Raw genomic sequence first — 25954 nt, forward strand, 5'->3', positions numbered from 1 at the left:
TCTATGGACACCCTGCTTTCCTATGAAGACAAAAAACGAGCTGTTCTCATCATCATCGCACTTTTCGTGGTGGTGTGGGTGGCGCTTGACGCGATGGCCGGCGGCTCGGTGTACTGGCAGCGCGTTCTCATACGTCTGCCGTTGCTGTTGACAGGAGAAGGTTCAGGCTGGCCGATTACCGGCGGCTTCGTACTTAACATTCTGCTGTCCCTTGCCTCTATGCTGCTTGCGACGTTGCTCGGCACGTTCATGGGGCTCGCGACGCTTGCAAAATCGCCGCTTGTGCGCATACCGGCATTTCTCATCATGAACTTCCTTCGGAACTCGCCTTGGCTCGTTCTGTTGTTTGCCATGCTTTACATCCTGCCGTTTCAGGTCAGGGTATTCGGCTTCGTCATTCCGTTCCCGCCTTTCGTCAAGGCGGTCATCGGTCTTGCCTTGCCGACAGCGGCAAACTTTTCCGAAGTCATTCGCGGTGCGGTCCAGTCCATCCACAGTGGCCAGTGGGAAGCAGCGCGGTCGCTCGGCTACACCACGAGCCAGATCTACCGCCACGTGATCTTGCCGCAGGCGCTGCGCCGCATGATTCCAGGCTGGATGAACCTCTATGCGCTGTTGATGATTGCCACGGCGCTTGCCACCGTGACCGGCATTCAGGACGTGCTGACCATTCTCAACACGTCGCTGGCGATGGAGAGTGAGCGGGTCATTGTTTATTTCTACCTCACCATCCTCTTCCTGTTCTTCGCCTACTGCTACCCGATTGCGCTTCTGGCGCGACGTCTGGAACGCGCAGTCAAAGGAGACAATCTATGAACCGTTCCGACGCGCTGATCGAAATCGACGGCATCCGCAAATCCTTCGGCGACTTTCAGGTCCTCAAGGGCATCTCGCTCTCTGTGCAGAAGGGGGAGGCGGTGTGCATCATCGGCCCTTCCGGCTCGGGAAAATCCACCATTCTGCGCTGCATCAACGGGCTCATTCCCATTGATGAAGGCTTTATTCGGGTGGGCGACCACCGCGTGCACGAGATGAAGAACGAGAAGCAGATGCGGCCGCTGCGCCACCAGGTGGCGATGGTCTTCCAGCAGTACAATCTCTTCCCGCATCGCACCGCCCTTGAGAACATCATGATGGCACCCGTGCAGGTGCTCGGCCATGATAGGGCGGAGGTGGAGGCGCGCGCCCGCGCGCTTTTGAAGAAGGTGCGGCTTTCGGAAAAGGCCGGCAGCTATCCCGGCCAGCTTTCCGGCGGTCAGCAGCAGCGTGTGGCGATTGCCCGCGCACTGGCCATGCACCCTGAAGTCATTCTCTTTGACGAAGTAACGGCGGCGCTCGATCCCGAAACGGTCAAGGAGGTGCTGCTCACCATCCGCGAACTCGTGGAGGATGGCCTTACTTGCATTCTTGTAACCCATGAGATGAAGTTTGCCCGGGAAGTCTCGCACCGCGTGTGCTTCACAGATCGCGGCCTCATCGTCGAAAGCGCGCCGCCTGTCGAGCTTTTCGACAATCCGCAGGACCCGCGCACCCGCGAGTTCCTCGGTCAGGTTCTCTGATCGCGCCACCGGGCCGGGCTCAAGTTGGCACGGCCCGGCGCAGACAGTTACCGGTCGGGAGTGGTTGCTGCGCGGCACTGCGCCCGGTCATGAAGGAAAGGCGAGCCTAGGGCTCGGCATGTTATGCCCCGTTACGACACTATTTTCGCGGAAAACTTCAAGGCCGATCCCTATTGGTGGGAAGGTGCCGAGCCGGAAACAAATCTCGATCCTCTGCCGGAGCGTGCCGACGTCGTCGTCGTCGGCTCGGGCTACGCCGGCATTAACGCGGCGACCCATCTGGCGCGGTCCGGCCGCTCCGTCGTGGTGCTCGACAGCGACCGGATTGGCGCGGGCTGCTCCTCCCGCTCGGGCGGCATGGTCTCAAGTGGCCAGAAGCTCGTTGTCGGCGGCGCGATCAAGGGTATTGACCCGGCACTGGTCGCGCGTCTTATTGGAGAGAGCAATGAGAGCTATGATTACCTCAAGATGCTGATCGATACTGAAAAGCTCGATGCCGGTCTCAACATCACCGGTCGCTTCTTTGGTGCGCACACTGCAAATGATTATGAGACGCTGAAGCGTCACGGCGCGCTTCTGGCGGAAAAGACTCGCGTGAAGGTGCATTTCCTCGACCGTGAGCATCAGCGCGCCGCTATCGGTTCTGATTTCTATCACGGTGGTATGCTGATTGATGATTACGGCGGTTTGCATCCGGGCCTCTATCACCGGTCGCTGCGCGAACGGGCCAAGGCATCCGGCGTTATGCTACGCTCGCATGCGCGCGCAAGCGTGGTGCAGGAAGGGCCGGGGGACGAGAAGATCGTTCCGACGGTACGCGGGGCAGTTCGTGCGATGAACGTCATCATCGCTACCAATGGCTATACAGGCGCCGACCAGTCACCGGCGCTTGCCCGCCGCCTCGTGCCGGTTAAGAGTTACCAGATTGCAACGGAACCTCTGCCGGCCGATTTGCTGGCAGAACTCATTCCGCAGGCGCGAATGATCTCCGACACGCGCCGCGATCTCATCTACTCCCGTCCCTCGCCGGATGGCACCCGGCTTCTTTTCGGTTCGCGACCCGGCGTTTTTGAAATGTCGGAAACGCAGGCGGCCAAACGGCTTTACGCCCGTATGCTCGCCATCTGGCCGCAGCTTGACGGCGTAAAGATCACGCATTCGTGGATCGGTAGCGTGGCGATGACAGTCGACAAGATTGCGCATCTCGGCGAGCGCGACGGTGGGGATTTCGCCGTCGGTTGTAACGGCAACGGCGTGGCGTTGATGACTTATCTGGGCTATCAGACCGCGCGGAAGATCCTCGGTCAGCAGAACACGCCATCTGCCTTCGAGAGGAAGAAATTCACCGCCGTGCCATTTTATTCCGGTAAGCCGTGGTTCCTGCCGGTATTCACCGGCTGGTATCGCCTGCGCGACTTCATCGATCGTCCAGGGCGCTGAGATGGGTGATACTCAGGCCGAACTCCGCCAGGAGGCCGACGCACTCGGCACGCGACATCTGCCGGTCGACTGCGCCTATGGCATCCAGACGATGCGAGCCGTCGAGAACTTTTCGATTTCCGGCCGGACGATTGCGGATATCGAAGGTTTCGTGCCGGCGATCGTCACCATCAAGCTGGCGGCCGCCCGGGCCAACCAAAAGACGGGCGGGCTTTCCGAGGTCATTGCCGGAGCAATCTGCGCGGCGGCTGAGGCTTGCCTTAACGAAGTCCTGCGTGCCGACTTTCCAGTCGACATCTATCATGGTGGCGGCGGCACGGCGGCGAACATGAACGTTAACGAAGTGCTGGCGAACCGCGCCAGCGAAATCCTTTGCGGACGGAAGGGGCCGCACCCGGTTCACCCGAACACCCACGTCAACATGGGCCAGTCCACCAATGACGTCATTCCCTCTGCCATGAAAATCGCCGTGGCGGGCCAGCTTGAAAGCTTGCGCGATGTATTGACGGGGTTGGTGGACGCGTTGAAGGAGAAGGAGCGGGCGTTTTCCGGCGTCGTGAAGCTTGGCAGAACCTGCTTGCAGGACGCGCTCCCGGTCACGCTTGCACAGCAGTTTTCCGGCTATCGCGCCGCCTTCGAACGGCAGAGCGCCGATATTGCTCGAATTGAAGAGGCCTGTTTGGGCCTGCCGCTCGGCGCGACCGCAGTTGGGACCGCGTTTGGTGCTTCCGCTGCCTATCGTGATGCCGTTTTGCGGGAACTGGCAGCGATTACGGGCAAGGCGTGGCACGCCGAGGACAATTTTTTCGACGCGCTTCAGAACGCCGATTTCTGGCTGCGCCTGTCGGCGGCCCTCAAGGCCGTTGCGCTAACGCTTTCCAAATTTTCAGCCGATCTGCGCCTCATGTCGTCCGGCCCGCGTGCCGGTTTCGGCGAGATTGGCCTGCCCGCCGTGCAGCCTGGCTCGTCCATCATGCCCGGCAAGGTCAATCCGGTCATGCCGGAAATGATGATGCAGGTCGCTTTTCGAGTAATCGGCAATGACGCGACAATCACCCGCGCCGTCGAGGGGGAGCTCGATCTCAATGTCTGGGAATCGATCATCCTTGAGGCCGTCAGCGAATCCGTCCGCCTCATGGTGCGCGGTATCCCACTGTTCGTGTCCGGGTGTGTCGCGGGCATTTCGGCAAAAATCGACCGGTGCAGAGAAGATGCCGAAGGGTCGCTGGCGCTCTCGACCGCCCTCGCGGCGATCTATGATTATCCGACGGCCTCGGCTGTCGCTAAGTACGCTGCGCAGCATGGTCTGGCCATTCGCGATGCGGCGGTTGCCTGCGGGCTGATGGGTGGGGCGGCGGCGGCTTCTCTTTTTGCCGATATCTCCGCCTTCACGGATCCCATGCGCACGGAGGCCCTGATCGAGCAGTTCAGGGCGGCTCATAGTATTTCATGACCGATAATGCGTGATTTTGGCGTTTTGAGGTGCATCTGTGGCTCAATTTGCCGCACTTCGACGATTTTAGTGATATTTTGAAATCGACACTTGCAATAGCGTGCTGAATCGATCACAAAATTTCAAATACGAGCAACGATGTCTCATCGTGACGATGCGAGAGGGTGCGATGTCCAGAATTCTTCCAGACGTAGTGGTGACGCCGCAGGAGCTTCCCGCCGAGGTCGATGTCGTCATTATCGGTGGCGGCATCATCGGTGTGTCGACGGCCTTGTCGCTGGTGGAGCGAGGGCTGAGGGTTGCCGTCTGCGAAAAGGGCCTGATCGGAGCCGAGCAATCGGCGCGCAACTGGGGCTGGGTGCGCCAGATGGGGCGCGATGCCGCTGAATTGCCGCTGGCCATCGAAAGTCTGCGCCTGTGGCGAAGCATGAATGAACGCATCAATGGCGAGACGGGTTTCCGGCAGGCGGGCATTGCCTATCTCTGCGAGACGGATGCCGATGTCGCGATGTATGAGGACTGGCTGAAGCACGCGCTGCCGCTCGGGCTCGATTCCCGGCTCGTGACCGGAGCGGCACTGCAGACGCTTGTGCCCGGTGCCGCAAAGCCATTCAAGGCTGCGCTCTACACGTCAAGCGACGCCAAAGCCGAACCCATGCTGGCGGCGCCGGCCATCGCCCGCGGCGCAGCCGCCAAGGGCGCGCATATCCTGACGAACTGTGCGGTGCGCACGGTGGAGCGCACAGCCGGCCGTGTGAGCAGCGTCGTCACCGAGCGCGGCGAAATCCGCTGCGCGTCGGTGGTTCTGGCCGGTGGGGCGTGGTCGCGGCGGTTTGCCGGCAATATGGGCATCGATTTCCCGTCGCTGACCATTCTCGGCAGCGTGGCACGGCTTTCCTCGATCGATGGCGTGCCGGACATGGCCGTCGGCGCCAGCAACTTTTCCTTCCGTCGCCGGCTGGATGGCGGCTTCACCGTCGCCCAGCGCAATGCCAATATCGCGCCGTTGACGCCGGACAGTTTTCGCCTGTTCGTCGACTATATGCCAACCCTTATCAAGAGCTGGCGGGAGTTGACGCTGCGCGTCAACGGCCAGTTCGTGCGCGAGTGGGGCATGGCGCGCAAATGGTCGGCCGATGACGTGACGCCGTTCGAACAGGTTCGTATTCTCGATCCCGACCCGTCGCTGCGCTTCGTCCATGGCGGTATCGATTACCTGCGTCAGGCGTTTCCGGTTTTCGGTGCGGCGAAACTGACGCAGATGTGGGGTGGTCTCATGGACGTGACGCCCGATGCTGTGCCGGTCATTGCGCCGGTCGGGTCTCTTCCCGGCTTTTATCTTTGCACCGGCTTTTCCGGCCACGGTTTCGGCATCGGGCCGGGGGCCGGGGCGCTTATGGCCGATCTCATCACCGGCGCCACCCCTTGCGTCGACCCCAGACCGTTCCGGATGGAGCGTTTTAGCCGGCTGAAGGCCTTCGCCTGATCTGCCGGAACACCCCGCCAAAAAGAGGAATAACATGAGTGAACTTGAGGTCGTAAAGATCAAGACGAGCAGCCTTTACGAAGAAAAGGTGAGTTACTCGCGCGTGACCCAGGTGGGAGACATGATCTTTGTCGCGAACACCGCCGGTCTCGACTACAAGACCCGCATCATGTCACCCGATGCCCGCGAGCAGGCATTGCAGTGCTTCAAGAACATCGAGGCCGCGCTTGCCGCTGTCGATGCCACGCTGGCCGATGTCGTGCGTTCGCGCGTTGCCATTCCCTATGCGGAGGACAAGGAAGCGGTGATGGCCGTGCTCGGTGAGAAGTTCAAGGGCATCGATCCGGCCTCGACCATCACGGCAACTCCGCTTGCCGGTGAATACCGCGTCGAGATCGAAGTGACGGCCCATCGCGGTGTCGGCCAGACAAAGGCGAAATACATCAAGATCGACCTCTGACACGGTTTCCCCGCGTCCGGCGTTCTCCATTTGCCGGACGCACTTCGCGGGCGGGATTTGTCTCGCCCGCTTTTTTGTTTTCGCCAAGGTTGCCAGCACCGGACGCCGGTGGCATGAGGAAGGGACTGGAGGCCGATGATGCAGCAGGAACCCGACAATCAGACCATCGAGGATATGCTGCCGGAGCAGCGTCGCCAGAAGATCCTTGAGTGGTTCGAAGAGAATGTTGCAGCCAGCAATCAGGATCTTGCGCGGCTTCTGGGCGCCTCCATCTCGACCATCCGGCGCGACCTTGATCAGCTCGACAGCCAGGGCCTGATCCGCCGGACGCATGGTGGAGCGGTTAGGGTGCGACGCAAGGCAGCCTTTGAGCCGACGACCGATCAGGCCCGGCAAACCGCAATTGAAGAAAAACGGGCGATCGCAGCGGCGGCGGCCGAGCTGATCGAGCCGGACATGAGCATTCTCATCGACACCGGTTCGACCCTGCACCAGTTTGCGCAGGTTGTGGCCGGGCTATCCGTGCCGCTGACCGTCGTCACCAACGATCTTTTCGTGGCGACGACGCTGGCCAATACCCAACACATCAAGCTCATCGTGCCCGGCGGGCATTGCCGCCCCGGCGCCTTTACCTTGCTGGGCGAGCCCGGCCTGACGCTTCTCAAGGACCTGCGTTGCGACAAGCTTTTCTTCTGCGCCCAGGCCATTGACGGCGAATGCGTTTCGGATACGTCGTTCGAACTCGTCCAGTTGAAGCGCGCGATGATCGCGGCGGCGGCTTCCAGCGTGCTGATGGCGGATTCAAGCCGCTTCGGCGCTCGGGCGCTCTACCGGGTCGCCTCGCTCGATCAGGTTGGCATGATCCTCACGGATGACGGGCTGGCGGAGGAAAGCCGCCATCACCTTCAAGCGCACGGCGCAAACCTGAAGATCGTGCCGGTACAGGAAGCCTGACGTTTACGCCCATTCCTCACCCCAGACCTGAACCATGTGGCCGGGGCCGGCTTCGCGGTATTCGCGCTCGGGCGGCACGAAATGCTTGTCGCGGATCGGGCTTTTCAGTTCGCGATCAGGCAGCTTGCGCTCAATGTTGCGGCGTGACGGGTCCGGCAATGGAACGGCGGACAGAAGCCGTTTCGTATAGGGATGTTGCGGGTTGGAAAACACCGCAGCGCGCGGGCCGGTCTCGACGATTTCCCCGAGATACATCACCGCAACCCGGTGGCTGATGCGTTCCACCACCGCCATGTCGTGCGAGATGAACAGAAAGCCCAGCTTCAGCCGCTCCTGCAGGTCGAGCATCAGGTTCACCACCTGCGCCTTCACCGAGACGTCCAGCGCCGAAACCGCCTCGTCGGCGACGATAAGACCAGGTTCAAGCGCCAGCGCCCGGGCAATGCAGATGCGCTGGCGTTGCCCGCCGGAGAATTCGTGCGGATACCGGCTTCCCATCTCGCCGGACAAGCCGACTTCGCCGAGAAGGTCCCGAGCCAGTTTTCGTGCGCTCTTCGGTGTTTCGAGGCCATGGATCAGGAGGGGTTCGGCAATCGCGTTCTCCACGGTCAGGCGCGGATTGAGGCTTGCGAACGGGTCCTGAAAGATCATCTGCACCCGGCGGGCGAGATCGGCGCGTGTGAAATCGCGCACCGCCGTACCGTGAATGCGGATCGAGCCGGAATGCGGGCGGTTGAGACCGGCCAGCAGGCGCCCGGTCGTCGACTTGCCGCAGCCGGATTCGCCGACAAGCGCCAGCGTTTCGCCCCTGGCCAGCGTGAAGGTGATGTTCTCGACGGCGTAGACGCGCGATTGCACCATGCGGGTGTAGGGGGAGCGGATCTCAAACCGGGCCGAAAGGTTGCTCACTTCCAGAAGTGGCGTATCGCTCTTGTCGACGGTGTCCCCGCGCTGCGGTACGGGAAGCGGGCGGCCCGTTTCCATGTCGATGATGGGGAAGGGGCGCGGCCCGCCGTCACCGGCGGAACCGAGTTCCGGCACAGCAGATAACAGCGCCCGCGTGTAGGGCTTTTCGGGGGCCGCGAAGATTGCGATGGTGTCGCCGGTTTCGATCGGATCGCCGCGAAACATCACCAGTGTCCGGTCGGCAATCTCGGCCACGACGCCCATGTCATGGGTAATGAAGAGAACGGCCGTGCCCTCCTCCTTCTGCAGGGTCTTGATGAGATCGAGGATCTGCGCCTGGATCGTGACATCAAGGGCCGTCGTGGGTTCGTCGGCGATCAGGAGGGCCGGACGACAGGCCAGCGCGATGGCGATCATGACGCGCTGACGCATGCCGCCGGAAAACTGGTGCGGATAATCGTCCATGCGCCGCTCGGCGGAGGGAATACGCACCTTTTCCATCAGCTTCAGCACTTCGGCCCGTGCTTCGCGTTTTGAAATGCCGCGATGGGCGATCAGCGATTCCGCGATCTGCTCACCGACCGTCAGCACCGGATTGAGCGAGGTCATCGGCTCCTGAAAGATCATCGCCACTCGGTCGCCGCGAATTTCGCGCATGCGCGCCGGAGATGAGCCGACCAGTTCTTCGCCGTTGAGGCGGATCGAACCTTCGATGCGGCTCGATTGTTCGGGCAGAAGCTGCATGACGGACAGGGCTGTCACGCTCTTGCCCGAGCCGCTTTCACCGACGATCGCAAGCGTTTCACCGGCGTGAATATCGAGATTGAGCGCGCGAACGACAGGTGTGAAGGTGCCGTCGCGCCGGAAGGATACCTTGAGGTCCCGAATGGAAAGGACGGGACTTTCGGAAGTCTGGGCTGTGTCGGTCATCGGTTCCGGTTCTTTCTCATGCGCCACGTGCGGCGTTGCGCGGGTCGAGCCAGTCGCGCAGCAGATCGCAGACGCCGTTGAGGACGAGGATCATGGCGACGAGGGCAAGACAGGGCCAAAGCAGCAGCATGGGCTGATGGGCGATGGCGGCACCCCCCGTTCCGATCATGAGGCCGAGCGAGGGGGCTGGCGGCACGACGCCGAGGCCAAGGAAGGACAGGCCGGATTCGAGCACGACCGCTGCGGCCGTTACGAAGCTCACCTGAACAAGGATCGGCCCCATGATGTTCGGCAGAATGGTTTTCAACATGATGTGGCCGTTGCTTGCCCCCATGGCGCGCACCGCCTCCACGTAATCCTGTGAGCGAACGGTCAGCACGCTGGAATAGGCGATGCGGGTGAAGCCGGGGACGAAGACCGCCGACAGAACGGGAATGAGGGTCATCGGGCCGGGGCCATAGAGGGTGACCGCCAGCATGGCGAGCAGCAGCGGCGGAAAGCACAGTACGACATCCATGGCGCGCAGCGTAATGATCTCGCTGAACCCGCGCATGTAGCCGCCGAAAATGCCGAGCGCCGTGCCGATGATGCCGGAGAGTATTGCGGTCGAAAGGGCGATGAAGAGAGAAATGCGCATGCCGAAGATCAGGCGCGAGAGAATGTCCCGACCCATTTCATCCTGCCCGAGCGGGAAGGCGTAGGAGGGGGCGGCAAAGCGCTGGCCCATGCTCATCTTCAGCGGATCGGACAGATTGAGAACCGGTGCGGCAAGGCAGATCACGGCAATGAGCAGGAGCAGGGCTGGCCAGATAAGGCGGAGCGAGCGCTTCATTTGCGAACCCTCGGATCGGTGACGCCGTAGAGGATATCGACGACGAGATTGAGCGTGATGAACAGGGCGGAGATGACGAGGATGACGGCGGTGACGCTCGGATAATCCCGCGAATTGACTGCGCTGACCAGCATGCCGGAAAGGCCCGGCCAGTTGAAGACGTATTCCACCAGAACCGTTCCGCCGAAGAGGCCGCCGAGATTGAGCGCGAAGACCGTGATGACGGGCATCAGCGCATTGCGCAGCACATGCCGGGCGACGATGCGGCCCTGCGGCAGCCCCTTGGCGCGGGCGGTTCGCACATAATCCAGCGGCAATACATCGAGCACGGAAGCACGCGCGATGCGAAAGACGATGGCCGCAAGGCCGAGTGCGATGGCGAAGGCAGGCATTGCCAGGAGGACGATGTGCTTGCCGGGATCAGCGGTAAAGGCGACGAAGCCGCCGGCTGGGGTGAGTTTCCAGATCTGGGCAAACAACAGAATGATGATCGTGCCCGCGACGAAGACGGGAATGCCCTGCGCGAAGCCAGCGAGAAAATTCGCCATGCGGTCGAAGCGGCCGCCCTGTTTCAATCCGGCGATGACGCCGGCGGGAATGCCGATGAGAAGGCTGAGCACAGCCGCCGCGGCCACGAGTTCGAGGGTCCGAGGCAGGCGCTTGGCGATTTCGGCGGAGACTGCGGAGCCATCCACCATGGAATTGCCGAGGTCGAAGCGGGCAAGGCCGGCCATGCGTTCGGCATACTGGGCCAGGATCGGCTGGTCGAGGCCGAGATCGGCGCGCAATTGCGCAATCGAGGCGGGGTCGGGTGTCGCACCATCCCCGGAAAGCAGAAGCTCTGCCGGATCGCCGGGCACCATATAGATTGACAGGAAGACGAGGCTGGTGACGACCCAGAGCAGCGCCAGAGAAATTGCAATTCGCTGCAGGAACCAGAACATGAAGACAGCCCTCCGGCAGTCGGCCACGCCAAAGGGTTCCGGAACAAGATGGTCCCGGGCCTTCTTCGCATGGAAGACGAGACATGGATGCCGGGCGGATCAGGGGCCGCCCGGCTGTTTCCGATGTTACGACAGCGACAGTTCGTCGAAAAGACGTCCCGAGAAGGGAGAAATCTGGTCGGGAAGCATTCTGAAGTTGTTGACCCGCTTCAGACGGGCAAAGCCCGTGGCGCGATAGGACAGGCCGCAGAACGGGGTGTATTCCACCACCAGTTTGTCCACCTCCGCATAGATGGCCTTGCGCTTTTCAAGGTCGAATTCCGCGCGGCCCTTGGCGAGCAGGGCGGAGAGGCCGGGCACTTCGAAATTGCGCGAACGGAAGAAGGTGGGCGAAAGCGTCGGGTCGATCAGGGCGCTGACGGCATCGGGATCGAAGGTATCGAGGCCAAGCCCCTGAATGGCGAAGTCGCCCTGGCCCTTGTTGCCCATGGTCACGCGCGTCGACCAGTCGGGCATGGTGAGGGTCACGTTGATGCCGACCTCGGCCAGATGACCCTGCACGATGACGGCAGTATCACGGTGCATGCCGTATTGTGCTGTCGACAGCAGGTTGACGGTTACGCCTTCCGCACCGGCTTCCTTGATCAGCGCCTTGGCGCGATCCGGGTCATAGGTCTGGCCCTTGGCGAGTTCGGCATTGTAGAAGGGGGTCGTTGCCGAGCGCGGCACGCCTTCGAGCGGTGCGCCATGGCCGAAGAACACACCCTTGACGATTTCCTCACGGCGAATGGAAAGCGCGACGGCGCGACGCAGGCGGTGATCCTTGAAGGCGCCGGCGCCGTTGAACGACAGGAACATGAAGGCGCCGGTGGCAACCGTTTCAAGCCCGAGATTGGCATCGGCGCCGATCTGGTCCATGGCGCTCCACGGCACGTAGTCGATCACATCCACATCGCCGGCAGTGATGGCCGCGACGCGCAGGTTTTCGTCTGCATAGGCCGTGACCTTGACCTTCTTGAACTTCGGGAAGCCGGTCTTGAAATAATGCGGCGATGCTTCGAAATCGAGGCCGACGCCCTTTTCCGCATTGGCGAGCGTGAAGGGTCCGGCACCGACGCCGTGATCCTGCGTATCCGTTGAACCCTTGGCAATGATCTGCAGGAAGGGATTGGCAAACAGCGCCGGCAGGGCAGCGTTCGGCGTCTTCGTCAGAAGCTTGAACGTCCGGTCGTCGACAATCTCGACCTTTTCCACTTCCAGCATGGCGTCGCGGGTATAGGCACCCGAACCCTCAGCCTTGATCTTCTCGATGTTCCATTCGACATCGGCGGCGGTGACCGGCTGGCCGTTGGAGAACTTTGCGTCCTTCAGCTTTACCACCCAGGCCTTGTCTCCCTCGCGCTCGAAGCTTTCGGCCAGTTCGCCGACAAGCTTGCCCTCGGTGGTGTAGGTCATGAGATAGCGGTTGATGAGCGAGGAGACGAGCTGGCCGGCATAACCGACATTGACCCAGGGCTTGAGGTGCGCCGGATAGGTGGAAAGCCCGATACGCAGCGTATCCGCCGGGGCCTGAGCAAAGGAAGCATGGGCGCCGAAGGCAAGGGCGGCGCTTGAAGCGGCAGTGAGTTTCAGCAGGGTACGGCGGTCGAGTATCATGTCTGGTTCCCCATTTTTGTGTTGATACATGCATGCCAGCCGGCGTGGACGATCTCGCTTGAGCCATCGCTCGGGAAGATTGCTTCCCGCCGTCAGCGCCGTCGCTGCCGGTCCCGCCGTTCTCGAAAACAATAGTGAGAGCTTTTTCGGGGTGTCAAGAAAAATTCCATTAATTGATCCAATGAAATTTATAAAATCCAAATAATGGAACAAAACATCGATCCCTGTCGTTTGTCAGGTCATTTTTGCATTTTAATCCGATAAATGGAATATGTATTATATTTTGATCGTAATATTGGAATTGCAATTGACAGTCGGCAAAACCCGATCATACAGTTTGACCAACAGCCGGGGCGGCATCCCGGTCGTCATCGGCGAGCGGTTTCCAGGCAGGACCGGACGCTGGCGGCGCGTGCAAGAAAACGGGGGGTGCCAGTTCGGGCGCTTCACCCCAGCGGACCATGAAGAAGGAGCTTGCCATGGCATGGCGGATTGGCGTTGATTCCGGCGGCACGTTTACCGATGTCTGCCTTTTCGAGGACGAGACCGGTGAAGTGGTGATCTGGAAGGTTTCCTCGACGCCGGACGACCCCTCGCGCGGCATCACGCAGGGCGTGGCCGACGGAATCGAGCGGGTTGGTACCAGCGCTGGCGCAGTGTCCTATCTCGGTCACGGCACGACGGTTGCGACCAACGCGCTGATCCAGGGTCGGGGCGTCAAGACCGGGCTGCTGACCACCGGCGGCTTCCGTGACCTTCTGGAGATCGGCCGGCAGAAGCGCCCCGATCTTTATGACCTGCAGGCCGACAAGCCTGAGCTTCTGGTCGAGCGCCATCTGCGCTTTGGCATCGAAGAGCGCGTTCTGGCTGATGGCACCGTCGAAAAGACGCTGGATGAGGCGGCGCTGCGCGAAGCCGTGCGTGCCCTGAAGGCCGAAGGCGTCAAGGCCGTTGCCGTGAACTTCCTGTACTCCTTCATGCATGCGGACCATGAAAAGGTGGCGGCGCGCATTCTTGAGGAAGAATTTCCGGAAGCCTTCCATTCCCTGTCACATCGTATCGCGCCGGAATTCCGCGAGTTCGAGCGTCTGTCGACCACGGTCGTCAATGCCTATCTCGGTCCGGTCATGCGCGGCTATGTGAAGGCGCTTTCCGGCAAGCTCGCCGATCTCGGTCTTCAGGTCGCGCCGCAACTGACCCAGTCGAATGGCGGGGTGATCGGTTTCGATGCCGCCGCGGACATGCCGGTGCGCACGGTTCTCTCCGGTCCTTCGACCGGCGTCGTGGCCGCACAGGCTGTCGGCCGCATGACCGGCATCAACAACCTCATCACCTTCGATATGGGCGGCACGAGTTCGGACGTAGCGCTTCTGGCCGATGGCCAGTGCCGCGTCGTGTCCGAATCCGTCGTCCACGGCTATCCTATCAAGGCGCCGATGCTCGATATTCACACAGTGGGTGCCGGCGGCGGTTCCATTGCCTATATCGACAGCGGCAATCACCTCAAGGTCGGCCCGCGGTCGGCCGGTGCCAATCCCGGCCCGGCCTGCTATGGTCTGGGCAATGACGAGCCGACAGTGACGGACGCCAATGTCGTTCTCCAGACCCAGAATCCGGAATATCTGCTCAACGGCCGCATGAAGATCGACCGTTCGCTTTCGGTAAAAGCCGTCGAAAAGCTGGCCGACAAGCTTGGCATGGGCGTTCTGGAAACGGCGAACGGCATTCTTGACATCGTCACCGCCAACATGGCCAAGGCCATACGGGTCATCTCCGTGCAGCGCGGGCATGATCCTCGCGATTATGCGCTGGTTGCCTTCGGCGGTGCCGGCCCGGTTCATGCGGTGCGCCTTGCCCGCGAACTCGGCATGAAACGCATCATCGTGCCGAAGACGCCCGGGGTTCTCTGCGCCCTCGGCCTGCTGATGACCGATCTGCGTACGGATTTCTCGGCAACTGTCCTGCATCGTCTTGATCAGGTGGCCCCGGAAGCCATTGCGTCGCTTTATGCCGGTCTCGAGACCCAGGCTGAAGCTTGGTTCGAGCGCGAAAAGATCGCGCCGACGGCCCGCGTCCTGACCCGTACCGTCGATTGCCGCTATGCCGGCCAGAACTACGAAATCGCCGTTGCCCTGCCGGAAGGTCCGATCACGACAGAAGCCTTCCGTCTGGTGAAGGAAGGCTTCGAACAGGCCCACCGCCAACTCTATGGCTTCATTGCCGAAGGCGAGCCGGTGCAGCTTGTCACCTATCGACTTGTCGCGAGCGGTCTGGTCGAAAAGGCCGCCTTCAAGGCGCGCGAAATCGAGGGCGAGGATTCCTCCGCCGCGATTTCCGGCAGGCGGGACGTCTGGATGGCGGAAGCAGGCGGCTTTACGTCCGCCACACTTTACAACCGCGATCTGCTCAAACCCGGCAACATCGTGGCCGGTCCGGCAATCATCGACCAGATGGATTCGACCACGGTTCTGCCGCCCGGCTATGTCGCGAAGGTCGATGCCTATCTCAACCTCATCGTGGAGGAAAAGTGATGACGAACGCAGCTCTTGCGCAAAGCTCTGCCGCCGCGCTCAACCCGATCACCGTCGAAGTCATCGGTTCAGCCTTCGCCTCGACCGTCGAGGAGATGGGCGAGGCACTGGTGCGGGCGAGTTACTCCACCAACATCAAGGAACGCCGCGACTGCTCGACCGCGCTGTTCGACGCCACGGGTGCCATGCTCTGCCAGGCCGAGCATATTCCGATGCATCTCGGCTCGTTCATCGGCTTCATTCCCTATGTTCTCGAGCATGTGGGAGCCGAAACGCTGGCGCCCGGCGATGTCTTCATCGGCAACGATGCCTATGAAGGCGGTGGCACGCACCTGCCGGATATCGTTCTGGCCGAGCCGATCTTTCACGATGGCAAGCTGATTGCCTGGGCGATCAACACCGCCCACCACTCCGACTTCGCCGATCGTGGCCACGCGCATATCTATCAGGAAGGTCTGCGCATTCCGCCGGTGCGGCTTTATCGCAAGGGCATTCTTCAGGAAGACATTCAGAAGCTGTTCCTGCTGAACTGCCAGGTGCCGCATGAGCGCATGTCCGACCTGCGCGCCCAGATGGCTGCGAACCGCCTTGGCGTGACGCGTCTCAAGGAACTCTGCGACAAGTATTCGACCGAAACGGTTCTCGCCGCCGGTCGGGAACTGATGGATTATGCCGAACGCAAGATGCGCGCCGGCATCGCTTCCATTCCAGATGGCACCTATCGCTTTTCCGATCTGTTCGACGCGGAATCGCTGCGGGAGCAACTGGAGTTTTCGGTGACGATCACCGTGAAGGGTGATGAGATGCACCTCGACTTCGTCAGCCCGCCGCAGGTGCGCGCCGGCCTCAATGTCGTTTACACAGCGCTTCTTTCCACGGTCTATTACGCGGTGAAGACGGTGGTGGACCCGACTGTTCTACCGAATGCCGGCCTTGCCCGGCCGATCCATGTGACGGCGCAAAAGGGCACTTTGCTCAATTGCGCCCATCCCGCCGCCGTCGACGGGCGCATTGCCGCCTGCCAACGCGTGGTCGATCTCATTCACGGGGCGCTGGCGCAGGTCGTGCCGCATCGCGTCACCGCCGCCTGCAACGGCTCGGTGGCGGTTGCGAGCTTTTCCGGCACGCGGGCCGATGGCAGTCTCTGGGTCTATCTGGAAACCATCGGCGGCGGGTTCGGCGCGCGTTACAACAAGGACGGGCTGGATGGCGTGCATGTGCACATGACCAACACCTCCAACCTGCCGCTGGAATCGCTCGAGACGGAATATCCGTTGACACTTGTTGCCTACGAACTGGTGGACGGTTCCGGCGGTGCGGGAGAATTCCGCGGCGGTATGGGCCTGCGCCGCGTCTATCGCGCCGAAGCCGATTGCCGGGTGTCGGTTGGCGGTTCGCGCTTCATCTCCCGCCCATGGGGTTTAGGCGGTGGTCTTGAAGGCGGTCTCGGCTCGTTTACCGTGCTCGGTGCGCCCGATCGGCTGGTGAACGGTGCTGGCGACATTTTCAAGGGCGATATTCTCGAGATCGTGACGCCCGGCGCCGGTGGTTATGGCAAGCCTGCCGATCGGGCGCCGGCAGCGGTTGCCACGGATATTCGCGACGGACGTATTTCGAGCGCAGACGCCAAGGCCATTTACGGCCTCTGATTTCCCCCGAGGACTGGCCCGGTTCCCTTCGGGGAATCGGGTCTCTTTTCTGCGAATGACAGGTTTCCTATTGACGGACAAGGTTGCGTCGCATAACTCGGTTCCAATAATCGGATTATGCGACGCCTCTTGTTGAGGTAATCGGAGGAAGCATGGCCAAACAGTCGTCCAGCAATGTCGAGCGTGGCGCCGAAATTCTCCTTGCGCTCGGCATTGCCGGTGTAAACGGCATGAGCCTTGCCGAGATTGCGGAAAGCGTGGGCGATGCCAAATCGGCCATTCATCGTGCGTTGACCGGTCTGTCCCATTACGGCTTCGTCGAACAGAGCGGCCGCCGTGGTAACTACCGGCTCGGCAGCGCCATCTATGCGCTCGCCCAGCGCATGCCGGGCATCGGCGATCTTGTTGATCTGTTTCGCCCCGCACTGATCTCGATCACTGCCGGCACCGGCATTTCAAGCTTTCTGATGGCGCGATCCGGTTTCGAATCCGTCTGCCTCGATTTCCAACTCGGCGCCTCACCGGTTCAACCCCTGCTTTCGGGTGTTGGTGGCCGTCTGCCGCTCGGTGTTGGCCATGCCGGCGTCTGCATGATGGCGCGTCTCGACCCGGAATCGCGCGAGCGCATCATGGAAATCAACGCTCCCCATTACGAGCAATGGCAGATCGAGCCGGATACGATCCGCGCGGAAATCGAGATGTTTCTGGAAAAAGGGCATGTGATCGGCCGTCGCAAGGCGGCGGGCTATGAGGTGTGGACGCTTTGCCTTGCGCCTGCTCCGGGCGACAATCGCTACGGCGAAACGGCCGTTTCGCTTCTGGCGCTTGCCGACAGCGTTTCGGATGAGGAGGCCAAGCGCGGCCTCACCCTGATGACGCAGGCACTTCCCTACAAGTGGTCTGGCCGCAGGGTATAGCGCCGGATCATTTCCTGTATGTGAGCAAGGCGCACGGCACGTTCCTGCCGGTCCAGAAGGTCGCGGCCGAAGTTGAAGCGGATCGTATGGACGGTCGAGACTGTGGCCCAGCACAGGCCGGAAATGGACAGCCAGAGTTCCACCGGGTCGATGCCCGACCGGAAAAGGCCGGCGTTGGCACCACGCTCCAGAATGCCGGCCACCATGCGTGCGATGTTGCCGGCATGGACCGCATCGGGGTCCGAATCCCTTATATTGTCCCCGCCATGCAGGTTTTCGATGCCGACCAGCGTCAGAAAGCCGGGATTCTCGGTGTAGTAGTCAAAGGTGAACGCCGTCAGGCGATCCAGCGCGGCGACGGGGTCGTCGGGCATTTGAAGCTTTTCCTCGGCGTCGCGCATCGTCCGGTAGGCATCTTCCAGCACATGGCGGAAAAGCACTTCCTTGCGGGAGAAGTGACGGTAGACGAGCGCCTTGTTAACGCCGGCGCTCGTCGCGATCGCCTCTATATTGGCGCCTTCGAGACCGTGCGCCACGAATTCGGATGCGGCGGCGACAAGGATCGCCCGGCGTGTGCGCGACGTGCGCTCCGCATGGGAGCGCGGCAATGCCGTTTCCTGGCTTGAAGCGTTCATGTCGTCCGTCATTCGTGTCCTCCCCGCGCGAGGTCCATAGCATTATCGCGGCCGGCTGTCCTTGCCCGTGTCCTGAACGCAATGTTGCATTTTTCAGCGGGCGACGCGGCCCAGCCTCTTTACAGTGACAGGCGCTTCTGATTTTGTAACGTCAACGTTACCGTTACACAAGGATTAAACATGGCACCGCGCATTCGTGTCGCTTCCGACGTCGGCGGAACCTTTACCGACAGCATCGCCTATGACGAGGAAACCCGGCGGATCACCGTCTCCAAGGTTTCGACAACGCCGGTGAACCGGGCCATGGGCACAGTTGAGGGGCTTGGGAAGGCGCTTGGCCTTCAGGGCGCGACGGGCGCGGATGTGGCCTATATCGGCCACGGCATGACGACGGCGACCAATGCGGTGATCCAGCGCAACGGGGCGAAGACTGCCTTTCTGACCAATCACGGCTTTCGCGATCTCCTGGAAATCGGTCGTCAGAACCGCCCGACACTGTTTGACCTGACGAAGGTGAAACCTGAACCCTTGGTGCCGCGCGATCTCTGCTTTACGGCGCGTGGCCGCATCCTGCCGACCGGCGAAGTGCTTGAGCCGCTCGATGAAGCGGATGTGCAGGCGGCAGGTGAGGCGATGAAGGCGGCCGGCATCGAGGCGGTCGCCATCCTGTTCCTGCATTCCTATGCCAATCCCGCCCACGAACTGCGCGCCCGCGACCTGTTGGCGGGAATGCTGCCGGGTGTGGCAATCTCCGCCTCGATCGAGGTCAATGCCGAGTTTCGCGAGTATGAGCGCGGCTCCACCGCAGTGCTCAATGCCTATCTGCGGCCGGTGATGGACCGCTATTTGAGTTCGCTGTCCGGCATGTTGCAGGATGCGGAGGAGGGGCTTGGCCTTTCCGCCGAAAAGCCGGTGATGGTGATGGATGCGGCCGGTGGTCTGATGAGCCTAGAAAGCGCACGTCTCAAGCCGGTTCATACCGTTCTGTCCGGCCCGGCGGGCGGGGTGGTCGCCAGTGCCCATGTCGCGGCGCTCGCCGGCATTGCCGATATCATTACCATGGACATCGGTGGCACATCGACGGATATCAGCCTTATTCGCGCCGGCCGCCCGGAGATTACACGCTCCGCCAGCCTGGAGACGGTGCCGATCCGGCTGCCGGTAATCGATATCAACGCCATCGGCGCCGGTGGCGGCTCCATCGCCTGGATCGATGACGGCGGCGCGCTGCGCGCAGGACCAATGAGTGCGGAGGCTGTGCCCGGTCCGGTCTGCTATCGACGCGGCGGTACGCTTCCCACGGTTACGGACGCCAATCTCGTGCTCGGCCGCTTCTCGCCGCAGTCGCGCCTCGGCGGCACGATGACGCTTGATCTCGACGGGGCGCGCAAATCCATCGAAGACCACATCGCGAAGCCGCTCGGCCTCGATGTCTACGAGGCGGCGGCCGGCATTCTCCGCGTGGCCCATGCCAATATCGTGCGCGGTATCCGCGTCGTTTCGGTTGAACGCGGCTATGATCCGCGTGATTTCGCGCTGGTGCCCTTCGGTGGCGCGGGGCCGATGCATGGCAGCCCCGTGGCGAGGGACCTTCGAATGCCGCGTGTGATGGTACCGCCCACGCCCGGCATTCTCTGCGCGCTTGGCCAGCTTATCTCCGATTTGCGCCATGACTTCGTGGAAACGCATATCGCGGCCCATGCACAGATGAGCGAGGCGGAAGCGTCTGCCCGTATCGCCCGGTTGACGTCCCGCGCCGACGCGCATCTGGCGCATGACGGCGTGCCACCTGTCCGTCGCGAAATGGAGGTGCGGATCGACATGCGCTATCAGGGCCAGTCCTTCGAGCTGCCGGTTGCCATTGACCCCGCCATTCCCGGCTGGTGGGGCGATCTTCCCGCACGTTTTCATGCCGCCCATCGCGCCCGTTTCGGCCATGCCGACGAGGCCGCGCCCATCGAGATCGCCGGGTTCGGCGTGACCGGTATCGGCCGCATTGAAACGCCCGTTTTGCCCGAACTCGAAGCGGGTGAGGCGGCGCCTGACGCCGGTGCCATCATCGGTGAACGCGCCGTTTATTACGAGCCTGGCGACACAGGCGCGCGCGGCGCCTTCCATACGGCCACGGTCTATGACCGTGACTTGTTGAAGGCCGGCAATATCATCGCCGGTCCGGCCATTGTCGAGGAAGTGTCCTCGACCACCGTCCTTTATCCCGGGGACCGCATGACGGTCGATAAGTCCGGCAGCCTGATCGTTGAGGTGGCAGAATGAGCATGTTCGATCCCATCCGTCTTGAAGTGCTGCGCAATGCGCTGGAGGCGACCGCCCAGGAAATGGGGGTGGTGCTGAAATGCACTGCATTCTCGCCCAACATCAAGGAGCGCATGGACGCTTCCTGCGCCATCTTCGATGCCGATGCGGCGCTCGTGGCGCAGGCCGAGCATGTGCCGGTGCATCTCGGTTCCATGCTGAAGGCCGTTGGTCCGACGCTTTCGAAATTGCCGCCGCTGAAGGAAGGCGATGTCGTCATCGTCAACGATCCCTTCGTGGCCGGGGCGCATCTGCCGGATGTCACGCTCATTGCGCCCGTCTTCGCCGAAGGGCAACTCATCGCCCATGTCGCAAGCCGCGCGCACCATTCCGATGTGGGCGGTATGGAGCCGGGCTCGATGCCCGGTGCTTCACGCGAAGTGTTTCAGGAAGGGCTTATCATCCCGCCCGTGTTGCTGCATGCCGGTGGCGTGGAGCAGGATGGCATCATGCGGCTCGTGCTTGCCAATGTTCGCACGCCGGAAGAGCGCCGCGGCGATCTCAATGCCCAGCTTGCGGCCCTCAAGATTGGCGAAACCCGCCTTCGGGAGCTGGCGGAGCGCTTTGACGCTGACGGATTGCGGGAGGGGCTGTCGGCCATCCTCGACTATTCCGAACGGCGCATGCGCAAGCGCCTGGCAGAATTGCCGCCCGGTCGCTACGAGGCGGAAGACTGGCTGGACGATGATGGCTCCAGCGCGGAAAAGGTGTTGGTGAAGGTGGCCGTCGATGTGACGCCGGACAGGCTGGTCTTCGATTTCGAAGGCACGGCGCCGCAGCGGCGCGGCAATGTCAATGCCGTTGCGCCCATGACCCATTCCGCCGTCTTCTACGCTATCAAGATCCTGACGGATGCGACGCTTCCGCCGAATGCCGGCGTCATGCGTCCTGTCGAGATCCGCATTCCCAAGGGATCGTTCCTGGATGCCCAGCCGCCGGCTGCCGTCTGCGCCGGCAATACCGAGACGACGCAGCGGGTGGCTGACACGGTCTTGCGCGCCTTCGCAAAGATCGCACCGGAACGGATCGCCGCTGCCAGCCAGGGAACCATGAACCTCATCGGGATCGGTGGACGCGATCCGCGCACGGGGCGACCCTATACCTATATCGAGACAATTGGCGGCGGGCAGGGCGGTAGGCCCTATGGGCCGGGCATGCATGGCGTGCACGCCAATATGTCGAACACGCTGAACACGCCGGTTGAGGCGCTGGAAATCAGCTACCCGCTGAGGGTGGAGCGCTATGAACTGCGAGAGGGTTCCGGCGGGCAGGGTCTTCACGCCGGAGGCGAAGGCCTGATCCGCGCGCTGAAGGCCATCGACCATGAGGCCCGCGTTTCTCTGCAGTCCGACCGGCGGGTAACCGGTCCCTATGGTCTGCACGGCGGGGCCGACGGTGCCGTCGGGCAGAATACCCGGATCGACCGGTCGGGACATGCTGAAACGGTTGGCGGCAAGGTTTCGCTCACCATCGGGCCGGGCGAGACGATTGTCGTTGAAACGCCGGGTGGCGGCGGCTGGAAAAAAGCTCCGGTCAATTCCTGAGGTTTGTCACTCCCATCGCCGGGCATCGTCATCTGCCCGGCGATCACCGCCGCTTCCACAAGCGGACGCTCCAGCCGCGATTACTCCGCGGCGGCCTTGTCCGCCGCCTCGTCGCCAGCGTCCGGATCGATGGCCTTGAAGTTCTTCAGCATCTTGTCGAGGTAATGGATGAGGTGGATGCGGTCATCCGTCGAGAAGCCCTGCAGTGCGTCCGCATAATAGGCGGCAATAGCCGGCTGCATGTCTACCTGCCAGAGCGCCTTGCCGGTTTCCGTCAGCCGAATGAGGCGTGAACGGTTGTCGTTGGCGTCTACGGCTTTTTCCACGAGCCCCTGCGCTTCGAGGCGCGATAGCAGTCCTGCAAGATTTTGCCGGCTGACCAGAAGGAAGGCGGCGAGATCGCCCACCGCCACGCCCTTTTCGAAAGCCGGGCGCGACAGTGCACCGAGTACAGCCCATTGCTGCGTCGTGACGCGGTGCTTGTCCAGCGCGCGTGTGCCGGTTTTATGCAACATGTTTGCGCATTGATACAGGCGAAAGAAGAGCCTGTTGCTCAACGCCGCCATCATGAGTCGTGCTTCTTCGCTCTCCTGGGTCATGTTTTGCAGTTTCGCTTGACGCGGAAGATTGGTCAAGCCAGACCTTTGAGGATTAATACGTAAATATATTGACATAAAAAATTGCTGCCGATATGAATTTGAAGCAGGGAGGCTGCATCGAATTTGCAGGAGGACCGTGGAGTTGGCCGGAAAAGGCCTCTTCCGCGAACGGTCTCCCATTGGGATCAAACAGGCGGAGGACGCCCGTGAAGGGATTAAAAGGTAAAGTAGTTGTTGTAACCGGCGGCGGTGGTGGCATTGGCGCCGCAACCTGCCAGCGTTTTGCCGAGGAGGGTGCGCGGCTCGTCGTTTCCGATATCAATGCAAAGGCTGCCGGTGCGGTGGTTGATGCCATCAAGGCCGCAGGCGGGGATGCGGTCGCCATGACCGCCGACCTGATCGACTACGCGGCCACCGGCAAGGCCGTGGCCGAGATCGAGGCCTCGTTCGGCCCCATCGACATTCTCGTCAATAATGCAGGCTGGGATATCTTCACGCCCTTCCTGAAATCCGAGCCGGATTTCTGGTCGAAGCTGATCGATATCAACCTGCGCTCGGTGCTGAATATCACCAAGCCGGTGCTGGCGTCGATGGTGGCTCGCGGTCATCAGGGGCGGATCGTCTCCATTGGCTCTGACGCGGCCCGCGTTGGCTCTTCGGGTGAAGCGGTCTATGCGGCCTGTAAGGCCGGCATCATCGCCTTCTCGAAAACGCTGGCGCGCGAACATGCCCGCAACGGCATCACCTTCAATGTGGTCTGCCCCGGCGTAACGGAAACCGCCATGCTCGAAAGCTTCATGGAAGCGGCGGGCGACAAGGAAAAGCTGCGCTCCGCCTTTACCAAGGCCGTGCCGCTGGGCCGCATGGGGCGTCCCGACGATCTGCCGGGCGCGATCCTGTTCTTTGCCAGCGATGATGCGGCCTTCATCACCGGACAGGTCATTTCCGTGTCCGGCGGTCTGACGATGCACGGTTAAGGAGAAGCGGTCATGTCTTACGAAGATATTCTGTACGAGGTGAAGGAGGGGGGGGCCCACATCACCATCAACCGGCCCGACAAGTACAACGCCTTTCGCGGCAAGACCTGCGAAGAGCTGATCCATGCCTTCAACAAGGCAGGCTGGGACAAGTCGGTCGGCGTCATCGTTCTGTCCGGCGCGGGCGACAAGGCCTTCTGCACGGGCGGCGACCAGTCCGCCCATGAAGGCCAGTATGACGGACGGGGTACCATCGGCCTGCCGATGGAGGATCTGCACTCGATCATCCGCGATGTGCCGAAGCCGGTGATCGCCAAGGTTCAGGGGTTCGCCATCGGTGGCGGCAACGTGCTTGCCACGATCTGCGATTTCACCATTGCCGGTGAAAAGGCCGTGTTCGGTCAGGTCGGACCCAAGGTCGGTTCGGTCGACCCGGGGTTCGGCACCGCCTTCCTCGCCCGCATCGTCGGGGAGAAGAAGGCGCGCGAGATCTGGTACATGTGCCGCAAATATTCGGCGGCGGAAGCGCTTGCCATGGGCCTCGTCAATGCGGTGGTGCCAAACGACCAGCTCGATGCCGAGGTGGAGAAGTGGTGTGCGGAGATCCTGGAGAAATCACCGACCGCCATCGCCATCGCCAAGCGTTCCTTCAACATGGATAGCGAAAACATCCGCGGCATCGCCGGCATGGGGATGTATGCGCTTTCGCTCTACTACGACACGGAAGAGAGCAAGGAAGGCGGTCGGGCTTTCAAGGAGAAGAGGAAGCCGGAGTTCCGCAAATACCAGAAGTAAAGGCGAGTTTGGTGAAGGCGCTTGGCGCCTTCACCGGGAGGAGGGGAGTTTTCGCTTTTGGGAGAAGGCGAAACTCCGGGTTTCAAGCAACTCAGGGAGGAGACTATGCTTGATTTGAAAAAGGGCGGCCTTGCCGCTCTCGCAATGGCCATGCTTGCCGGCGGTCACGCCGTCGCCGCTGACGCACCGGTCAAGATCGGCTTTGCCGGCGACCTCACCGGCGCCTGCGCGGCGCTGACCGAGGACGAGTTGAACGCCGTCAAGATCGGCGTCGACGAACTGAATGCCAAGGGCGGCATTCTCGGTCGCAAGGTGGAACTCGTCATTCGCGACAGTCAGACCAAGCCAGACGAAGGCGCGAAGGTTGCGCGCGAACTGATTGTCGATGAAAAGATCGACGTGCTGACGGGTGTCTGCTCGTCGGCGGTCATGCTGGCGGAATCCGCTGTCTCGGGTGAACTGAAGGTGCCGTTCTACGCCACCATCGGCTCCACCCAGCGCGCCAATATCGAGCTTTATCAGCCCTATTTCTGGCAGGCGCAGGCCAATGCTACGATGGAGGCCTATGCCGCCGCCGAATATGTGGCGAAGAAGGCCGAGTGGAAGACCATTGCGACCATGGGCTCCGATTATGAATGGGGACACACCTCGGTTGCGGCCTTTTCGGAGCGGTTGAAGAAGCTGCGTCCCGATGTGACGATCATCGATCCGATCTTCCCGAAGGTCGGCGAAACGGCGATGGCGCCGTACATCACCACCGCGCTGAACACCAAGCCGGACGCCGTTTTCGCGGCCCTCTTTGGCGGCAGTCTGGGTAGCCTCATCAAGCAGGGGCAGGGCTTCGGCTTCTTCCAGCGCACCAATCTCGTTACGTTGATGACGGTGGATACGCTGCAATCCATGGGTTCGGCCATGCCGGCCTCGAATGTCTACGGGATTGCCCGCGCCCCCTTCTTCGCGCTGGAGCAGACGCCGGAAGTGAAGGCCTTCATCGAGAAGTATCGCGCCGCCTACAAGGAATATCCGACGGACTGGTCGATCAATGGCTATGACGGGTTGATGTTCTACGCCGCAGCCGCCGAACATGCGAAATCCGTTGCTCCGGATGCCATCATCAAGGCGATCAGCGAGATCTCCTATGACGGTCTGCGCGGCAAGGGCCTCAAGGTCCGTGCCTTCGATGGCCAGATGAACGCGCCGTCCTATGTCGGCAAGGCGACGAAGGTGCCGGAATACGACTTTCCGATCCTGACCGAGATCGAGAAATTCCCGGGCGAGGCGCTGATGGTTTCCGAAGACGCCATCGCTGCTGCTCGCAAGGCGGCCAAGAAGTAAGGCGGCCCCGGCAACGCCTTCCGGCGTTGCCGCAAGACT

The 25954-nt window shown here is 61.7% G+C and carries 21 protein-coding genes; 15 read left to right on the forward strand and 6 right to left on the reverse strand.

What is annotated here, in order from left to right; genetic code table 11:
- Positions 1–3 precede the first annotated feature (3 nt).
- The 7 genes from GGQ66_RS09500 (at position 4) to GGQ66_RS09530 (ending at position 7352) form a co-directional block, all read left to right on the forward strand.
- Positions 4–816: an amino acid ABC transporter permease gene (locus GGQ66_RS09500; protein WP_183791800.1), complete on the forward strand. Its 813-nt coding sequence runs from the start codon at positions 4–6 to the stop codon at positions 814–816.
- Complete coding sequence (locus GGQ66_RS09505) at positions 813–1559, forward strand: amino acid ABC transporter ATP-binding protein (protein ID WP_183791802.1); 747 nt, start codon at positions 813–815, stop codon at positions 1557–1559. Before GGQ66_RS09500 ends, GGQ66_RS09505 begins: the two co-directional genes overlap by 4 nt.
- 123 nt (positions 1560–1682) lie before the next feature.
- Complete coding sequence (locus GGQ66_RS09510) at positions 1683–2999, forward strand: NAD(P)/FAD-dependent oxidoreductase (protein WP_183791804.1); 1317 nt, start codon at positions 1683–1685, stop codon at positions 2997–2999.
- 1 nt (position 3000) lies between these two features.
- Positions 3001–4452, forward strand: a complete 1452-nt coding sequence (locus GGQ66_RS09515) for an aspartate ammonia-lyase (RefSeq protein ID WP_183791807.1) — start codon at positions 3001–3003, stop codon at positions 4450–4452.
- A gap of 169 nt (positions 4453–4621) precedes the next feature.
- Positions 4622–5938: an NAD(P)/FAD-dependent oxidoreductase gene (locus GGQ66_RS09520; RefSeq protein ID WP_183791808.1), complete on the forward strand. Its 1317-nt coding sequence runs from the start codon at positions 4622–4624 to the stop codon at positions 5936–5938.
- 34 nt (positions 5939–5972) lie between these two features.
- Complete coding sequence (locus GGQ66_RS09525; RefSeq protein ID WP_183791811.1) at positions 5973–6398, forward strand: RidA family protein; 426 nt, start codon at positions 5973–5975, stop codon at positions 6396–6398.
- A gap of 138 nt (positions 6399–6536) precedes the next feature.
- Entirely contained in the window at positions 6537–7352 is an 816-nt protein-coding gene (locus GGQ66_RS09530; RefSeq protein ID WP_183791813.1) for a DeoR/GlpR family DNA-binding transcription regulator, read from the forward strand.
- Between the two features lie 3 nt (positions 7353–7355).
- On the opposite strand, the gene GGQ66_RS09535 is transcribed toward GGQ66_RS09530, so the two are convergent.
- From GGQ66_RS09535 to GGQ66_RS09550, 4 genes are all read right to left on the reverse strand, one after another.
- On the reverse strand, positions 7356–9188 hold the full coding sequence (locus tag GGQ66_RS09535; RefSeq protein ID WP_183791814.1) for an ABC transporter ATP-binding protein: 1833 nt from the start codon (positions 9186–9188) through the stop codon (positions 7356–7358).
- A gap of 16 nt (positions 9189–9204) precedes the next feature.
- Entirely contained in the window at positions 9205–10020 is an 816-nt protein-coding gene (locus tag GGQ66_RS09540) for an ABC transporter permease (RefSeq protein WP_183791816.1), read from the reverse strand.
- Complete coding sequence (locus tag GGQ66_RS09545; RefSeq protein ID WP_183791818.1) at positions 10017–10964, reverse strand: ABC transporter permease; 948 nt, start codon at positions 10962–10964, stop codon at positions 10017–10019. Before GGQ66_RS09545 ends, GGQ66_RS09540 begins: the two co-directional genes overlap by 4 nt.
- Positions 10965–11090: 126 nt before the next feature.
- Complete coding sequence (locus GGQ66_RS09550; protein WP_183791820.1) at positions 11091–12620, reverse strand: ABC transporter substrate-binding protein; 1530 nt, start codon at positions 12618–12620, stop codon at positions 11091–11093.
- Between the two features lie 479 nt (positions 12621–13099).
- Here GGQ66_RS09550 and GGQ66_RS09555 point away from each other — a divergent pair, with 479 nt between their 5' ends.
- The 3 genes from GGQ66_RS09555 to GGQ66_RS09565 all read left to right on the forward strand — a co-directional run bounded on the left by GGQ66_RS09555 (position 13100) and on the right by GGQ66_RS09565 (position 17717).
- Positions 13100–15151: a hydantoinase/oxoprolinase family protein gene (locus tag GGQ66_RS09555; RefSeq protein ID WP_183791822.1), complete on the forward strand. Its 2052-nt coding sequence runs from the start codon at positions 13100–13102 to the stop codon at positions 15149–15151.
- Positions 15151–16800, forward strand: a complete 1650-nt coding sequence (locus GGQ66_RS09560; RefSeq protein ID WP_183791824.1) for a hydantoinase B/oxoprolinase family protein — start codon at positions 15151–15153, stop codon at positions 16798–16800. Before GGQ66_RS09555 ends, GGQ66_RS09560 begins: the two co-directional genes overlap by 1 nt.
- Positions 16801–16952: 152 nt before the next feature.
- Entirely contained in the window at positions 16953–17717 is a 765-nt protein-coding gene (locus GGQ66_RS09565; protein WP_183791826.1) for an IclR family transcriptional regulator, read from the forward strand.
- Here GGQ66_RS09565 and GGQ66_RS09570 read toward each other — a convergent pair.
- Positions 17690–18364: a TetR/AcrR family transcriptional regulator gene (locus tag GGQ66_RS09570; protein WP_183791828.1), complete on the reverse strand. Its 675-nt coding sequence runs from the start codon at positions 18362–18364 to the stop codon at positions 17690–17692. The two genes, GGQ66_RS09565 and GGQ66_RS09570, sit on opposite strands and share 28 nt — an antisense overlap.
- A 168-nt stretch (positions 18365–18532) precedes the next feature.
- On the opposite strand from GGQ66_RS09570, the gene GGQ66_RS09575 reads away from it, so the two are divergent.
- Both GGQ66_RS09575 and GGQ66_RS09580 read left to right on the forward strand, forming a co-directional pair.
- Positions 18533–20626 (forward strand): hydantoinase/oxoprolinase family protein, encoded by a 2094-nt coding sequence (locus GGQ66_RS09575; protein ID WP_183791829.1) that lies wholly within the window; start codon positions 18533–18535, stop codon positions 20624–20626.
- Positions 20623–22209: a hydantoinase B/oxoprolinase family protein gene (locus GGQ66_RS09580; protein ID WP_183791831.1), complete on the forward strand. Its 1587-nt coding sequence runs from the start codon at positions 20623–20625 to the stop codon at positions 22207–22209. Before GGQ66_RS09575 ends, GGQ66_RS09580 begins: the two co-directional genes overlap by 4 nt.
- A gap of 80 nt (positions 22210–22289) precedes the next feature.
- Here the strand turns inward: GGQ66_RS09580 and GGQ66_RS09585 are convergent, their stop codons facing one another.
- Positions 22290–22883 carry a MarR family winged helix-turn-helix transcriptional regulator gene (locus tag GGQ66_RS09585; protein WP_370686322.1) on the reverse strand — a complete coding sequence of 198 codons (594 nt, stop codon included), beginning with the start codon at positions 22881–22883 and terminating at the stop codon, positions 22290–22292.
- 131 nt (positions 22884–23014) lie between these two features.
- On the opposite strand from GGQ66_RS09585, the gene GGQ66_RS09590 reads away from it, so the two are divergent.
- The 3 genes from GGQ66_RS09590 (at position 23015) to GGQ66_RS09600 (ending at position 25915) form a co-directional block, all read left to right on the forward strand.
- Complete coding sequence (locus tag GGQ66_RS09590) at positions 23015–23785, forward strand: SDR family NAD(P)-dependent oxidoreductase (RefSeq protein ID WP_183791835.1); 771 nt, start codon at positions 23015–23017, stop codon at positions 23783–23785.
- A 12-nt stretch (positions 23786–23797) separates the two neighbouring features.
- Positions 23798–24580, forward strand: coding sequence for a 2-ketocyclohexanecarboxyl-CoA hydrolase (gene badI / locus GGQ66_RS09595; protein WP_183791837.1), 783 nt, complete (start codon positions 23798–23800; stop codon positions 24578–24580).
- Positions 24581–24685: 105 nt separating this feature from the next.
- On the forward strand, positions 24686–25915 hold the full coding sequence (locus GGQ66_RS09600; RefSeq protein ID WP_183791838.1) for an ABC transporter substrate-binding protein: 1230 nt from the start codon (positions 24686–24688) through the stop codon (positions 25913–25915).
- Positions 25916–25954 lie beyond the last annotated feature (39 nt).

This window comes from Allorhizobium borbori (genome assembly GCF_014196535.1).
GTDB classification, from domain to species: Bacteria; Pseudomonadota; Alphaproteobacteria; order Rhizobiales; family Rhizobiaceae; genus Ectorhizobium; species Ectorhizobium borbori.